The organism is Roseisalinus antarcticus (assembly GCF_900172355.1).
GTDB lineage: Bacteria > Pseudomonadota > Alphaproteobacteria > Rhodobacterales > Rhodobacteraceae > Oceanicola > Oceanicola antarcticus_A.
Genome location: NZ_FWFZ01000003.1, coordinates 85,430 through 99,679, shown reverse-complemented (window position 1 = coordinate 99,679; position 14,250 = coordinate 85,430). Strand labels below are relative to the sequence as shown.

Genomic DNA, 14,250 nt, shown 5'->3' with positions numbered 1-14,250 from the left:
GTGCCGGGACGGCTGTTCCTGACCCGGCCCATGGCCGAGGTGGCGGCCTTTCTGGGCGTGCCGCGGGTGCCCGAAGACCCGCCACGCGCCAATATGGCGCCGGGTCAGGAGGTGCTGACCCTGACGGCGACCGGTGTCCAGCACATGCGCTGGGGCCTGATCCCGGCCGGCCGCAAGAACGCCCGTGGCCGGCCCGTGCTGGAAACCATTGTCAACGCCCGGTCCGAGACCCTGTTCGAGAAATCCGCCTTCGCCGGCCTGCACCGCGCCATCGTGCCCGCGGACGGCTGGTACGAATGGACGGGCGCGGTGCGGCGCAAGACGCCACATGCGATCAGTCCGCAGGACGGGGGCCTGCTGGCCTTTGCGGCGATCTACGACATCTGGCGCGCCCCCGGTGGCCGTGGGGTGCCGCAGGTCGCGACCGTCACCTGTGCCCCGTCCGAGGACGTCCGGCATATCCACGATCGCATGGGCCTGCTGCTTGAAAGGAAGGACTTTGCCACCTGGCTGAGTGGACCCGAGGCGGAGGCCTCGGCGCTATTGCGACCCTGGCCCGCCGGGAGGCTGAATGTCAGGCCCGCGGGGGATGTCGATTGGTCCGGGCCCTGAGCCCGGGATCGGGCAGGACCTCAGGCCCCGCCCGCCTTTCGCCGATCAGGCCAGCGAAATGTTCGTGGCGCTTTCGCGTCCGTCGCGGCCGGCCTCGATGTCGAAGGTGACCTTCTGGTTGTCGGCCAGGCCTGTCAGCCCTGCGCGCTCGACTGCGCTGATATGGACGAAGACGTCCTTGCTGCCGCCATCGGGGGCGATAAAGCCGAAGCCTTTTGTTGCGTTGAACCACTTCACGGTGCCGGTGGCCATCTCGTGTCTCCAATAGTCTGGTCGTCGTGCCGCTCGCGGTATGCAGCGGGTCGGCTCGTCAGGGTTTGGCTTTGCCGGGACCGGCAGAGCCGGCGCCAGGTCGCAGATTTGTCCGAACGTAGCCCGAAAAGCCTATGCGCAAGAGCGTGGACCGCTCAAGAGATTCCGGCGGCAAGTCTCATTTCAACGGCAGGATCGCTCAATCCTTGCGCGGTTTCGCGCTGCGGACCGCGTCGGCCGCTGGTGCGCAGGGTCAGATCGCCGCCCAATCGGTGAAGCGATACCCGCCGGGCGCGGCCGTCGGCGTCGGCGTGGGGCGGGGCAGGGGGTGCGGGGCTGGTTGGGTGTGGCGTGTCATGGTCGTGTCCCTTGGCGAGGTGCGCTGTGGGGACGGTATGGTGCCAGGGGCGAGGTCAGGCAAAAGCCGCCGCCTGTCAGCCGATATCGGCCGGAGTGATATCGGATAGCAACGCCATCGGCAGCCGGGTCGGTGCGGATCAGGCGTTGTCGAGGTCGGCCGTGGCCCGGTACGAAATCCCGCGGCACAGCTCCTCGACCGCGGTCTGCGACAGCAACAGCGGCTCGAACAGGCCGTTCACGGAATACCGCGCGAAAAGATCGGAATGCCGGTCCTTGGCGTTGAGCCGATGCATCGCCCAATCCGGGAAAAGACGGTGCGGGACGTCTTTCGCGGCCACAATCAGGATATTGCCGTGCCTGTTGTCCCTCGCGATCCGGATGAAGCAGTCGCTGACGTGCTTTCGCGGGCCTTCGAGAACCTGCATGTTGAAGGCGTCGTGATAAACGAGGGATCCGGTCACCGAGGTCTGGCCGTTGTTGCGCCGTGAACTCTCGAAAATGGAATCGTAGACGTCTTCACCTGTCTCTATCGGAACGGAGACGTAAATCAGACGGAACAGGGACATATGCGATACTCCCGATCGGGTACGCTGCCTGGAAACCTACAATGTCGGGAAGATTCGGGCAACGATTGACTCGTCCTGCCCGGGGGGGGGGGGGCGGGGTGCCCGAAGGGCACCCCGCGAAGCGGCTTACGCCAGCTGAAGGTTCGACGCGCTCTCGCGGCCGTCGCGGCCGGCTTCGACGTCGTAGGTGACCTTCTGGTCATCCTTCAGGCCGGTCAGGCCTGCACGCTCGACGGCGGAGATATGGACAAAAACGTCCTTGCCGCCCGTCTCAGGAGCGATAAAGCCGAAGCCTTTGGTGGCGTTGAACCATTTCACTGTGCCTTTGGCCATGTGAAAAATCCTTCATAGTTTGCATTGCTGCCCACGACATTGCGGCAGCCCGGCTCGGTCACGTCTGGTTCGAGGACTGTGAGCCGATGAAGCAAAACAGAAGGGTCGAAGAGAAGATCATGTAGCGGATACTTGTCTAACGGTTTTGCCGGCGCTTTGCAAGTCTCGAGTCAACGACCGCAGGGCGCGGCGGCGCCCTGCGGTCGTTGATGGAACGGCTCGTTTGCAGGGGGCGATGCGGTGGCCCGGCTACCGCGAAAACTTCTTGAATTTAACCCGTTTCGGCTCCAACGCATCCACGCCCAGCCGGCGTTTCTTGTCCTCTTCATAATCCTCGAAATTGCCCTGGAACCATTCGACATGGGCCTCGCCCTCGAAGGCCAGGATATGCGTGCAGATCCGATCCAGAAAGAATCGGTCGTGCGAGATGACCACCGCGCAGCCGGCGAAATCGACCAGCGCATCCTCGAGTGCGCGCAGCGTCTCGACGTCCAGGTCGTTGGTCGGCTCGTCGAGCAGAAGGACATTGCCGCCCGATTTTAGAAGCTTTGCCATGTGCACGCGGTTGCGCTCGCCGCCCGAGAGCAGGCCGACCTTCTTCTGCTGATCGCCGCCCTTGAAGTTGAACGCGCCGCAATAGGCGCGGGAGTTCATCTGGGCGTCGCCCAGCACGATGATCTCGGCGCCGCCGGAAATCTCCTCCCAGACAGTGGCGTCGGGGTCCAGCGCGTCCCGGGACTGGTCGACGTAGGACAGCTGCACCGTGTCGCCGTAACTGACAGAGCCTTCGTCAGGATCTTCGTTCCCGGTGAGCATCTTGAACAACGTCGATTTGCCCGCACCGTTCGGCCCGATCACCCCGACGATTCCGCCCGGCGGCAAGGAAAAGGTCAGGTCTTCGATCAGAAGCTTGTCGCCCATGGCCTTCTTCAGCCCCTCGACCTCGATCACCTTGCCGCCAAGCCGTTGGCCGTTGGGGATGATGATCTGCGCCTTGCCGACCTTCTCGCGCTCGGACTGGTTCGCCAGATCCTCGTAGGCCGAGATCCGCGCCTTGGATTTGGCCTGCCGCGCCTTGGCGCCCTGGCGCATCCAGGCAAGCTCGCGCTCGAGCGTCCTCTGCTTGGACTTGTCCTCGCGCGATTCCTGCTCCAGCCGCTTGGCCTTCTGCTCCAGCCAGGCGGAGTAATTGCCCTCGTAGGGCATGCCGCGGCCCCGGTCGAGCTCCAGGATCCAGCTGGTGATGTCGTCGAGGAAATAGCGGTCGTGGGTCACGACCAGGATCGTGCCCTTGTAGGCGATCAGGTGATTTTGCAGCCAGGCAATCGTTTCGGCATCCAGGTGGTTGGTCGGCTCGTCCAGCAGCAACATCTCTGGCGCATCGAGCAACAGCTTGCACAGTGCCACCCGGCGCCGCTCGCCGCCCGACAGGGTCGACACGTCCGCATCGTCGGGAGGGCAGCGCAACGCCTCCATCGAGACGTCGACCTGGGCATCGAGATCCCAGAGATCCTGCGCGTCGATCTGGTCCTGAAGCGTGGCCATCTCTTCGGCGGTCTCGTCGGAATAGTTCATCGCAAGCTCGTTGTAGCGGTCGAGGATCGCCTGCTTGGCGGCCACGCCTTCCATCACGTTCTCGCGGACGGTCTTGGTCTCGTCGAGGGTCGGTTCCTGCGGCAGGTAGCCGACGCGGGCCCCCTCGGCGGCCCAGGCCTCGCCGGTGAAGTCCTTGTCGAGGCCGGCCATGATGCGCAGCAGCGTCGACTTGCCTGCGCCGTTGACGCCGACCACGCCGATCTTGACGCCGGGAAGGAAGCTGAGGCGGATGTTCTCGAAGGTCTTCTTGCCGCCGGGATAGGTCTTGGAAACGCCGTCCATGTGATAGACGTACTGGTAGCTGGCCATGCGGGGGCTCCTGCGGGTGAAGGGGTTTGACGCCCATGTATCCAAAGCCCGGCCCACGTGCAATCGGCGGCGGTTGACCGCATTGGGAGGCGGGTGCAAGCTTGATCCATGGCCTTCGACCGGGACAAGACCGCGCATATCCACCGGGAGCTGCATTCGCATCTGCCCCCCGATCCCGCCTTGCGCGTCAAGGCGCTGGAGAGCCTTGCGGTGGAACGCGGCTATGTCGCGCGAGAGACGCTGGATGCCTGGATCGAGGCCTATTCCGAACGGATCGGGCCCAAGCGCGGGGCCGAGGTCGTGGCCCGGTCGTGGGTGGCCCCCGATTTTCGGCAGCGCCTGCTGGACAATGCCGGCATGGCGGTGCGCGAGTTCGGGTATGAGGGCCATGCCACCGGCCACCTGAAGGCGGTGGAGAATTCGGACAGCGTGCAGAACCTGGTCGTCTGCACGCTCTGCTCCTGCTATCCCTTCGCTTTGCTCGGCATGTCGCCGATCTGGTATCGCTCGGCGGCCTATCGGGCGCGGGCAGTGCGCGAACCGCGCAAGGTGCTGGCCGAGTTCGGCGTCACCCTGCCCGAGGCCGTCGGCGTCAGGGTCTGGGACAGCACGGCCGAGCTTCGTTATCTCGTGGTTCCCCAGCGCCCCGCCGGCACCGAGGGATGGCCTGAAGACAGGCTCGCGGCGCTGGTGACCCGCAACGCCATGATCGGCACCCAACGGGACCTGGCGCTGCCGGACACCGACGGACCGGGCTGATGGACGGCCCCCATGATCTTGGCGGCAAGGAGGGGTTCGGCCCGATCGACGTAACCTCGCCGCCGTTCCGGCACGAGTGGGAGCGGCGTCAATGGGCCCTGTCCAAGACATCGGACAAGGGAGCGATGGGCGGCAGTATCGACGCCTGGCGTCACACGCTCGAACTGCTGCCGCCCGCTGTCTACCACGCTGTGCCCTATTTCGAGAAATGGTGCATTCAGAGCCTCTGCGTCCTGGTGCGGGACGGCGGCGTGAGCCTTGACGAGGTCGTCAGGGCCGCCGACGCGACGCCGGAAGGTCCCGGAACCGCCAGGATCTGGAGCGTCGAGGACGCGGTCGAGGCGGTCCGCGCGAACGAGGCGTTCTTCGACGCCGATCCGGGCGAACCGCCGGCCTTCGAGGTCGGAGAGAGGGTCCGGACCCTGCGGCACGGGTCGCCCGGTCACACGCGGCTGCCGGCCTATGCCCGCGGCGCAGTCGGCACGGTGACCGCGCATCACGGCGGGCACATCTATGCGGATCTTTCGGCTGAGGGTCTGGAAGAAGGGCGGCACCTCTATACCGTCGCCTTCACCGCACCCGAACTGTGGGGAGGCACCGCCGACCCGCGCGACACCGTCCTGCTCGACCTCTGGGAGCCCTACCTTGTTCCGGCCTGACAACCTCCTCGCGCCGCGCGGCCCGGTCTTTGCGGAGCCTTGGCATGCGCAGGTTCTGGCAATGGCCGAGGCGCTCGTCCTCTCCGGCCGGATCACCGCGGCGGACTGGGCCGAGGCCCTGGGCGGCGCCCTTGCGCGGGCCGAAGGCGCGGGCGCCGAGGATACAGAGGCAGCCTATTACGGCGCGGCCCTCGAGGCGCTGGAGGCGTTGACCGTCGCGACGACGGTCCTGACGCCTGACGATCTGCGCCGTCGGAAGGAGGCCTGGGCCGATGCCTACCGGGCCACGCCGCACGGGCAGCCGGTCAAGCTGGGCGTCGTCGACTGACGAAACAGCCGGTCGAAGCGGGCATCGTCGATTGTTGGATCGACCGACCGCACCTGGCTCCGGCCATAGACGGCTCGGTTGGGTGAGCCGAGCCCCGAAGGCTGACGGATCAGCCGACCGCATAGGGTGCCGGCGACGGAGGGATCACGCCGAGGCCCGGCCGTCCCGGTTGGCGTCGGCGCCTTCCCGGGCGCTCAGCCACGGCAGGACCTCTCCCTCCGGCATGGCATGGGCCAGCCAGTAGCCCTGCAGGACCATGCAGCCGAGCGACCCGAGCCGGTCTGCGACGGCGGCGGACTCGACACCTTCGGCCACGATGTCCAGGCCGAGTTCGCGGCAGAGGTCGATGATCGCCCTGACGATCTTGCCGCTGGTCGGGTTGTCCAGCATGCCGTCGATCAGGGACTTGTCGATCTTGACGCCGTTGACGGGCAGGCTCGCAAGGTGCGCCAATCCGGCATAGCCGGTCCCGAAATCGTCCAGCACGACCCGGAAACCGGAATTTGCCAGGTCCGCAATCACCCGTGCCTGTGGCGTCTCGTGCCACCGGTCGCCCAGCACCGTGGTCTCGAGCACCTCGATCGTGACCTCGCACCGGTTGATTCCGCGATCCTCGACCCCGCCGATCAGCAGTTTCAGGAAGTCGGGGTGCAGGAGCAGGTCCGTGGAGGCGTTGAACGCGATGTCGAGGCCCCCGTGCCCCGACCAGTCCAGGTAATGCTTCATCTCGAGGGCGCGCGTCATCGAGCTGAGGTCGGCGTCGGCCATGATCCCCAGATCACCCGCGATTTTCAGGAAGGACCCCGGCGGCATCAGCCCCTCGGTCGGGTGGCGCCAGCGGACGAGCGACTCGAAGCCGGCGATGCGGCCGGTGCTGAGGTTCAGCTTGGGCTGAAAATGGGTCTCGAGCGACTCGAATTGGATCGCCTCGCGCAATTCCCCCGCGCGGCGCTGTTCGCTCATTTGACGCTCATGCAGCGCCTCGTCGTAGACCGCGACCCGGTTGCGACCCTGGCGCTTGGCCTCGTAGAGCGCGAAGTCGGCGTGCTGGAGCAAGGTATCGGCCTCTACCGTGTCGTTGGACGACAGGGCTGCGCCGATGCTCGCCTCGCAGGTCAGGTGGCGATCGTTCCAGTAGAGCGGCGTGCAGACCCGCTCGATCAGCTCGTCTGCGATGCGCCGCAATTCGCGCAATTCGGACAGGCCCGGGCAGACCACCACGAATTCATCGCCGCCGACCCGCGCGACGAGATCCCCCTCGCGTACCCCGGTCTTGAGTAGCCCAGCGACGTGGACCAGCACCTGGTCGCCGGCGGCATGCCCGTGTGTGTCGTTGATTTCCTTGAATTTATCGAGGTCGATGTGCAGCATCCCGGTGTGGGTTTGCTCTTGCCGCGCGGTGGTGAGTGCCTGGTCGCCCACGCGCAGAAGCTCGGTCCGGTTGGCAAGGCCGGTCATCGTATCGTGGGTCGCGCGAAAGCGCAGCTCTCTGCCTGCGCGGCGTAATCGCTCTTCCCGCTCGATCTGCTCGGTCACGTCGCGACAGACAAGGATGGCGTTTTCGCGCCCGTTTGCACTCCGCCGGAAGGAGACGCTGATCTGGTTCCAGAACAGCGTTCCGTCCGCCCGGCGGTTGCGGAACAACTGAAGTCTCTGAAAGTCCGGATCCTTGGGGTTGTACCTGAAGTTGCGGATCGTCGCCTCGTCGGGCTCGTCCTCGGGCGGCAGCGCGAATTCCAGCGGATTGCGGCCGATGATCGCCGTGCGCGGCAGCCCCATGATCCGGCAATAGGCGGGGTTCGGCCAGATGACGATGCCGTTCATGGCCTGGATCAGAATGCCGTCGTCAGCGTGTTCTGCAGCCATCCGGAAATGTTCGGCCTCACGCAATTGGCGGACAAGGTCCTCTCGCGTACCCTTCAGGTCCCTTCGAGCCTCCCGCAACGACCCTGTTTGCTGAACGGCGAGCGCCGACACCGCGGCGGTGCAGGCGAGCAGGACAAGTATGCTCAGAATGAGAACTGACATGCGCCTCCGTCGGTGTCGCTAGGGTCAACTCCGCGGCACCTTAGACTTCGGTAGTTAGGTGGGGGTAAACGTCTGTTGGCCATCACAGCACGATCCGAAGCGAATTTTACGGATTTTTCGCGCAGGGCGAACAGTGGTCAAGAATCCTTCAAGACCATGATAAGAAATGAAAATAATGAGATTCTCGACGGGGCGCATCCTGCGGCGCGGAAGAAACGCGCTCCGCGAAATTAGCCTGTGGTTAATCCATCTGGGTCAAAGGCGGGGACGATCGAACTGCGTTTCCCGAGAGAGAGGTGGCATGCGATGCCCGAGCCGTCCATCACCGACACGCCGCCCCTGCGCGGCATGCGCCTGTCGCGCAAACTGCCTCTGGTCAACGCCGGCGTCGGCATCGTGTTGGCGGCGGCCCTGGTCATTTCAGGGTTCTTCCAGGCGGCCGCGATGATGGACCGCTACAAGGAGCGGATCCTGGAGACGGTCCTGGACGAACGTTCCAAAAGCCTGGTGGCATGGGTTGACGGGGTAAGGTCCTCGGTCGCGACCCAGGCGGCCGGTTCCGCGATGCAGATCGCCCTCGGGCAGTTCTTCGGTGCATGGCAGAGCGGGGGAGAGACCGCCGCAGCGGATCTGCGCCGAGCCTACCAGGACGAAAACCCGAACCCGGTCGACGAGCGCGCCGCTCTCGACCAGGCGGATGACGAGTCCTTCTATTCCAGCACCCATGCCCGCCTGCATCCGGGCCTGCGCGCGATTGTCCGGGACGGCGGGTTTCGCGACCTCATGCTGGTCTCCACCTCGGGCCGGGTCATCTATTCCGTTGCCAAGACGGGTGAATTCGGTGCGAACCTGGACGAAGAGCCCTTCGCCGGGACCCGTCTCGGTGCGGCCTTCGCCGCTGCGGCAGAGGGGGAGGCAGGCAGCGTCACCTTCTCGGGCTTCGGCCCCGATCCGGCGCGGCGCGGGGATCAGATCGCCTATTTCGCGGCCCCGGTGCTGGCGATGAGCGGCGACCCGCTGGGCGTGCTCGTCTATGCGATCGACCCGGGGCCGATCTCGGCCCTGCTGTCGGATGTCCCGGCCCTCGGGGAGACCGGCGTCATGTATTTGGTCAGCGACGACGGCGCCGTGGTGACGGTCTCGCGGAATGCCGAGGGCCCGGTGGCCGCGCCCGATGTGGCGGCCCTGCCCCAGGTCGCGGCAAGCCTCGGGCGCGACGACGCGGGCCTGGTGGTCGGACCGGGGCTGAACGGGGCCGAGGTGATAAGCTTGGGCACGGGCGCGACCGTCCCCGGTGCGGAGTGGGGGCTTGTGGCGGAGATCGACGCGAAAGAGGCTACGGCGGAACGGCAGGCCCTGCTGCGGTCCATGCTCTGGCAGCTGGCCGCGGTGGCCGTCATCGTCGGGATCCTCTCGGCGCTACAGACGCGGGGCCTGATCCGCCGGATCAAGGGGTTGGTCCGCGCGGTCAAACGCATCGAGGCGCGGGAGTATCAAAGCGAGATCGAAGGGGCCCTGCGGCCCGACGAGTTGGGGGACATTGCCCGCCAGCTGGTGATCCTGACCGACCGTCTCGCCTCCGCCGAAGAGGTCGAAGCCGTGCGCCGGTCGGAGGCCGAGGATCGCGCCAGGGCGATGGAGGAGCTGACCGAGGCGCTCAATTCGCTCTCCACCGGCGATCTCGACAGCACCATCCGGCAGCCCTTCGCGCCGGACCTGGAGCCCTTGCGGTCCGATTTCAACAGCACGGTGGAGACGCTCTGCGAGATCATCCAGTCCGTGACGCTGAACGCTGAGAAGATCGCGGGCGGCTCCGCGGATGTGGCCGAGGCCAATTCGGACCTGTCGCGCAGGACCGAAACCCAGGCGGCGGCGTTGCAGGAAACGGCGGCGGCCATGGACGAGCTTTCGCAATCCGTCCAGGAAGCCGCGTCCAATGCGGCCGAGGTGGAACGAACCGTCGTCGCCGCCCGTAGCGAGGCGGAAAAGAGCGGCACCGTGGTCCGCGACGCAGTGGGTGCGATGAGCCAGATCGAGCAATCCTCGAAGAAGATCAACCTGATCATCGGCGTGATCGAGGATATCGCCTTCCAGACCAACCTGCTGGCGCTGAACGCGGGTGTCGAGGCGGCCAGGGCCGGCGAAGTGGGCAAGGGCTTTGCTGTCGTCGCGACGGAAGTGCGATCGCTGGCCCAGCGATCCTCGGAGAACGCCCAGGAAATCCGCCAGCTGATCAGCGAGAGCGCCGCTCATGTCGAGGACGGAGTCCTGCTTGTCGGCAATGCCGGCGAGGCGCTCGAGAAGATTGTTGGCAGCGTCGGCACGATCGCGGATTTGATCTCGCAGATCACGGCGGGGGCACAGGAACAGGCGAGCGGGCTGACCGAGGTCAATTCCGGCGTGTCCCAGCTCGACGAGGTGACCCAGCAGAACGCCGCGATGGCCGAACAGGTGACCGCCGCGGGCCAGAGCCTGAAAGTAGAAGCCAAGGCTCTGCAGGATCTGATGCGCCATTTCCGACTGCCGCGGAATGCGGGGGCGGGCATGCCCGACCGGCATAGCCAACCTGAGGCACCGGATGCCTCGGCCGACATCGTGCCCCCGCCCGAGGTCGTCGCGCCCACGCTGGAATTCGATGGCCCCGACCGGCGGGTCCGTTCCGCCCCGTACCCGCCCATCGAACGGCGCTCCGATGTCGTCGCCCGGCCGGTCGTGATCTCGGGCGAGGACAGCATCTGGCAGAACTTCTGACCGAATGCCGGCTACGACCGTTTGACAATGTCGCGCGAATGGTCTTCCGTGCCCGAAAACGATTTCGCCCACCCGCGGCGTCCGGCGCACAGGGAGCCATTCATGGAATACGTTGCTGCGGAAGACCGCTACGAGCGCATGTCATACAGACGATGCGGGGCCTCGGGGTTGAAGCTGCCCGCCGTCAGCCTGGGGCTCTGGCACAACTTCGGGCATGATTTCCCGCACCAGACGAAGCGTGAGATTTGCCAGGCGGCCTTCGATCACGGGATCACCCACTTCGATCTCGCCAACAATTACGGACCGCCCCCGGGCGCGGCCGAGCATGCCTTCGGCTCGATCCTCGCCGAGGATCTTGCCCCCTACCGGGACGAGCTCATCATCTCCTCCAAGGCGGGTTATGCCATGTGGGACGGGCCTTACGGCGAGTGGGGGTCGCGCAAATACATGATCGCGTCCTGCGACCAGTCCCTCAAGCGGATGGGTCTGGACTACGTGGATATCTTCTACTCGCACCGGTTCGATCCCGACACGCCGCTGGAGGAGACGATGGGGGCGCTGGACTACATCGTCCGGTCGGGCCGGGCGCTCTATGCCGGGATTTCGTCCTACAACAGCCAGCGGACGCGCGAGGCCGTCGGCATCCTGAAGGACCTTGGCACGCCCTGTGTCATCCACCAGCCGAGCTACAACATGTTGAACCGGTGGGTCGAGCGGGACGGTCTCAAGGACACCTTGGCAGACCTGGGCGTGGGCTCGATCGCGTTCACGCCGCTGGCGCAGGGTATGCTCACCAAGAAATACCTTGGGGGCGTGCCGGACGACAGCCGCGCCGCGCAGGACAAGTCGCTGGACAAGGGCATGCTGTCGGACCGTGCCCGCGAGAACATCCGCAAGCTCAACGAGATCGCCGAGGGCCGCAGCCAGTCCCTTGCCCAGATGGCCATCGCCTGGGTGCTGCGCGGTGGCGGCATCACCTCCGCGCTCATCGGCGCCTCCCGGCCCGAACAGGTCGTCGATTGCGCCGGCGCGGTCGGAAACCTGGAGTTCTCTGCGGAGGAGCTGGCGCTGATCGACGAATACGCCGACGAGGAACAGATAAACCTCTGGGCTCAATCCGCCGAGCTCGAGGGCTGAGATGGGACGGCGGGCGGACCCCGGGCCCGGAATTTCCGGAAACCAAGGACCGGGACGACGCGAATGATTGAAAATCCTGTGCTCCGGGGCTTCAACCCGGATCCGTCGTTCCTGCGGGTCGGCGAGGACTATTACCTCGCTACGTCCACCTTCGAGTGGTTTCCTGGCGTGCAGATCTTCCACTCCCGCGATCTGGTCAACTGGCGGCTGGTTGCCCGCCCGCTGGACCGTGCGAGCCTGCTCGACATGCGCGGCAATCCCGACAGCTGCGGCATCTGGGCACCTTGCCTGAGCCACGACGGAGAGCGTTTCTGGTTGGTGTATACCGACGTGAAACGGCTCGATGGCAGCTTCAAGGATGCGCATAATTACATCACCTGCTGCCCCGAGGTCGACGGAGAGTGGCAGGATCCGTGGTTTGCCGGCTCGCACGGCTTCGATCCCTCGCTGTTCCACGACGACGACGGCCGCAAATGGTTCCTGGTCCTGCAATGGAACCATCGCGGCCCGGGCACCGGTGCCAATCCCGCGCACAGCAGCTTCGATGGGATCCTGCTTCAGGAATGGTCACCGGAGGCGGGGTTCGTGGGCGAGATGACCCGGATCTACGACGGCAGCCCGAAGGGCATGACCGAGGGGCCGCATCTCTTCAAGCGAAACGGTTACTATTATCTCACGACGGCCGAAGGGGGGACCGGCTATGAGCACGCCGTGACCCACGCCCGCAGCCGGGACATTCGCGGTCCCTATGAGACCCATCCCGGCCGCCATCTGCTCTGCGCGGAAGCGAGCGACGGGCCGATCCAGCGCACCGGTCATGGCCAATACGTCGAGACGCATTGGGGCGACCACTACCATTCCTTCCTGATGGGCCGTCCAATGCCCGGACCGGACGGGCAGGGGCGCTTCTGTCCGATGGGGCGCGAGACCGGCCTTGAAAAGGTGATCTGGCGCGACGACTGGTTGTGGCTGGATGCCGAGGGGACGATCGCGCGGACCGCCGTGCCATCGCTCGGGCCGGCAACGGTCGGCGCCGACGAGGCCGTCGAGCATGATTTCGCCGCCGGGCTGCCGGCGGAGTTCCAGTGGCTCAGAACGCCCGAGAGCGAGCGCATCTTCCGAACGGAGGACGGGGCCCTTGTTCTGATCGGACGAGAGAGCATCGGCAGCTGGTTCGAACAGGCCCTCGTCGCGCGCCGGCAGGAGCACTTCGTCCATTCCGCCGAGACCGGCCTGGCGTTCGACCCGACCTCCTATCAGCAGGCGGCGGGGCTGACGACGTATTACAACCGGTCGAAATTTCACGTCTGCGTCCTGACCCATGAACCCGGGGTCGGCCGGGTCCTGACAGTCTGGTCATGTCCCGGCGATTGGCCCGACGGCACCCTGCAATCGCCCGGCTCCCCGTTGAGCATCGCGGACGGACCGGTCGAACTGCGGGTCGATGTGGACCATGCGACCCAGCAATTTTACTGGCGCCAGGGCGGTGCCTGGCAGCCGATCGGCCCGGTCCTGGACGCAAGCGTGATCTCCGACGAAGGCGGCCGCGGAGAGCACGCCTCCTTCACGGGCGCCTTCGTCGGCATGTTCGCGATGGACCTGACCGGCCATGGCAGAGAGGCCCGGTTCGACCGCTTCCGCTACGGGTCGGGCCGGGACCAGATTATTCGCGAATAATCTGGCACCGAACAAACGGAGACCACAGGATGAAAAGCGAGTTGTGCCTTTGCGACACCGAAGGCCGGACCGAGAAGATCCTGACCTACGAAGGGCTTATCGAGGCGCCGAACTGGCATCCGGCCGGCTATCTCATCGTCAACGGGCGTGGCCGGATCTACAGGGTTCCGCTCTCGGCGCCGGACCTTCACGAGATCGATACGGGCTTTGCCGTGAAGTGCAACAACGATCACGGAATCTCCCCCGACGGCACGCGGCTGGTCATCTCGGACAGCACCCGACACGGCAAAAGCTGCATCTACACGCTGCCCATCGACGGCGGCACCCCGCACCAGGTGACCCGGGCGCAGCCGTCCTGGTGGCACGGTTGGTCTCCCGATGGCACGACGCTCGTCTATGCCGCGGCGAGGGGGGACCGGAAGGTCAAGATCTATCGCTGCCCGGCAGAAGGCGGGCGCGAGACGCTGGTCTGTGACGCGTTCGATCACATCGACGGCCCCGATTTTTCGGCCGACGGGGATTGGATCTGGTTCAACGGCGAGCGGAGCGGCCAGGTCGACCTGTGGCGCATCCGCCCCGACGGCTCCGACCCGGAGCGGATGACCGACGGCGAGACGGTCGACTGGTTTCCCCATCCGTCGCCCGACGGCGCCCATGTGGTCTGGCTGGCCTATGCGCCGGGCACCCAGGGCCATCCCGGCGGCCTGGACGTGACGCTCAACATCATGGACGGGAACGGCGGAGAAGGGCGTATCCTGACCCGGCTGCACGGGGGGCAGGGGACGATCAACGTACCCTGCTGGGCGCCCGACAGTTCCCTGTTCGCGTTCATGCGCTACGTGCCCTGAGGCTTGCATTGGCGCGCGGTGCGCAGCATGGGGCG

General features: G+C 65.9%; 13 protein-coding genes. 8 read left to right on the top strand and 5 right to left on the bottom strand.

Annotated elements, in window-relative coordinates; all coding sequences use genetic code 11:
• The gene (locus tag ROA7023_RS04305) at positions 1 to 612 is read left to right on the top strand and encodes an SOS response-associated peptidase (protein WP_085877787.1); all 612 of its coding nucleotides are present in this window, start codon (positions 1 to 3) and stop codon (positions 610 to 612) included.
• 45 nt (positions 613 to 657) lie between these two features.
• On the opposite strand, the gene ROA7023_RS04300 is transcribed toward ROA7023_RS04305, so the two are convergent.
• The 4 genes from ROA7023_RS04300 to ettA all read right to left on the bottom strand — a co-directional run bounded on the left by ROA7023_RS04300 (position 658) and on the right by ettA (position 4,028).
• Entirely contained in the window at positions 658 to 864 is a 207-nt protein-coding gene (locus tag ROA7023_RS04300; protein ID WP_085877786.1) for a cold-shock protein, read from the bottom strand.
• Between the two features lie 497 nt (positions 865 to 1,361).
• Positions 1,362 to 1,790, bottom strand: a complete 429-nt coding sequence (locus ROA7023_RS04295) for a BLUF domain-containing protein (RefSeq protein WP_085877785.1) — start codon at positions 1,788 to 1,790, stop codon at positions 1,362 to 1,364.
• A 126-nt stretch (positions 1,791 to 1,916) separates the two neighbouring features.
• Positions 1,917 to 2,123 (bottom strand): cold-shock protein, encoded by a 207-nt coding sequence (locus ROA7023_RS04290; RefSeq protein ID WP_085877784.1) that lies wholly within the window; start codon positions 2,121 to 2,123, stop codon positions 1,917 to 1,919.
• A gap of 249 nt (positions 2,124 to 2,372) precedes the next feature.
• Complete coding sequence (gene ettA / locus ROA7023_RS04285; RefSeq protein WP_085877783.1) at positions 2,373 to 4,028, bottom strand: energy-dependent translational throttle protein EttA; 1,656 nt, start codon at positions 4,026 to 4,028, stop codon at positions 2,373 to 2,375.
• A gap of 108 nt (positions 4,029 to 4,136) precedes the next feature.
• Here ettA and nthA point away from each other — a divergent pair, with 108 nt between their 5' ends.
• Genes nthA through ROA7023_RS04270 form a run of 3 tightly spaced genes read left to right on the top strand, consistent with a single transcriptional unit; the run spans position 4,137 to position 5,774 of the window.
• The gene (gene nthA, locus ROA7023_RS04280) at positions 4,137 to 4,787 is read left to right on the top strand and encodes a nitrile hydratase subunit alpha (RefSeq protein ID WP_085877782.1); all 651 of its coding nucleotides are present in this window, start codon (positions 4,137 to 4,139) and stop codon (positions 4,785 to 4,787) included.
• Entirely contained in the window at positions 4,787 to 5,446 is a 660-nt protein-coding gene (nthB, locus tag ROA7023_RS04275) for a nitrile hydratase subunit beta (RefSeq protein WP_085877781.1), read from the top strand. Before nthA ends, nthB begins: the two co-directional genes overlap by 1 nt.
• Positions 5,433 to 5,774: a nitrile hydratase accessory protein gene (locus ROA7023_RS04270; protein ID WP_143535437.1), complete on the top strand. Its 342-nt coding sequence runs from the start codon at positions 5,433 to 5,435 to the stop codon at positions 5,772 to 5,774. Before nthB ends, ROA7023_RS04270 begins: the two co-directional genes overlap by 14 nt.
• A gap of 144 nt (positions 5,775 to 5,918) precedes the next feature.
• Here ROA7023_RS04270 and ROA7023_RS04265 read toward each other — a convergent pair whose 3' ends face one another.
• A complete protein-coding gene (locus ROA7023_RS04265; protein WP_085877779.1) occupies positions 5,919 to 7,802 on the bottom strand; it encodes a putative bifunctional diguanylate cyclase/phosphodiesterase in 1,884 nt (627 codons plus the stop codon).
• Between the two features lie 306 nt (positions 7,803 to 8,108).
• Here ROA7023_RS04265 and ROA7023_RS04260 point away from each other — a divergent pair, with 306 nt between their 5' ends.
• The 4 genes from ROA7023_RS04260 (at position 8,109) to ROA7023_RS04245 (ending at position 14,215) form a co-directional block, all read left to right on the top strand.
• Positions 8,109 to 10,553 (top strand): methyl-accepting chemotaxis protein, encoded by a 2,445-nt coding sequence (locus ROA7023_RS04260; RefSeq protein WP_085877778.1) that lies wholly within the window; start codon positions 8,109 to 8,111, stop codon positions 10,551 to 10,553.
• Positions 10,554 to 10,655: 102 nt separating this feature from the next.
• Positions 10,656 to 11,690, top strand: a complete 1,035-nt coding sequence (gene mgrA, locus ROA7023_RS04255) for an L-glyceraldehyde 3-phosphate reductase (protein ID WP_085877777.1) — start codon at positions 10,656 to 10,658, stop codon at positions 11,688 to 11,690.
• A 63-nt stretch (positions 11,691 to 11,753) separates the two neighbouring features.
• Entirely contained in the window at positions 11,754 to 13,367 is a 1,614-nt protein-coding gene (locus ROA7023_RS04250; RefSeq protein WP_085877776.1) for a glycoside hydrolase family 43 protein, read from the top strand.
• 29 nt (positions 13,368 to 13,396) lie between these two features.
• Complete coding sequence (locus ROA7023_RS04245; RefSeq protein WP_085877775.1) at positions 13,397 to 14,215, top strand: TolB family protein; 819 nt, start codon at positions 13,397 to 13,399, stop codon at positions 14,213 to 14,215.
• Positions 14,216 to 14,250: the final 35 nt, after the last annotated feature.

What these genes read in the sequence shown, in the direction of transcription:
- mgrA (WP_085877777.1), top strand. Translation starts at nt 10,656, where the DNA reads ATGGAATACGTTGCTGCGGAAGACCGCTACGAGCGCATGTCATACAGA.
- ROA7023_RS04295 (WP_085877785.1), bottom strand. Translation starts at nt 1,790, where the DNA reads ATGTCCCTGTTCCGTCTGATTTACGTCTCCGTTCCGATAGAGACAGGT.
- ROA7023_RS04265 (WP_085877779.1), bottom strand. Translation starts at nt 7,802, where the DNA reads ATGTCAGTTCTCATTCTGAGCATACTTGTCCTGCTCGCCTGCACCGCC.
- ROA7023_RS04300 (WP_085877786.1), bottom strand. Translation starts at nt 864, where the DNA reads ATGGCCACCGGCACCGTGAAGTGGTTCAACGCAACAAAAGGCTTCGGC.
- nthA (WP_085877782.1), top strand. Translation starts at nt 4,137, where the DNA reads ATGGCCTTCGACCGGGACAAGACCGCGCATATCCACCGGGAGCTGCAT.
- nthB (WP_085877781.1), top strand. Translation starts at nt 4,787, where the DNA reads ATGGACGGCCCCCATGATCTTGGCGGCAAGGAGGGGTTCGGCCCGATC.
- ROA7023_RS04245 (WP_085877775.1), top strand. Translation starts at nt 13,397, where the DNA reads ATGAAAAGCGAGTTGTGCCTTTGCGACACCGAAGGCCGGACCGAGAAG.
- ettA (WP_085877783.1), bottom strand. Translation starts at nt 4,028, where the DNA reads ATGGCCAGCTACCAGTACGTCTATCACATGGACGGCGTTTCCAAGACC.
- ROA7023_RS04290 (WP_085877784.1), bottom strand. Translation starts at nt 2,123, where the DNA reads ATGGCCAAAGGCACAGTGAAATGGTTCAACGCCACCAAAGGCTTCGGC.
- ROA7023_RS04260 (WP_085877778.1), top strand. Translation starts at nt 8,109, where the DNA reads ATGCCCGAGCCGTCCATCACCGACACGCCGCCCCTGCGCGGCATGCGC.
- ROA7023_RS04250 (WP_085877776.1), top strand. Translation starts at nt 11,754, where the DNA reads ATGATTGAAAATCCTGTGCTCCGGGGCTTCAACCCGGATCCGTCGTTC.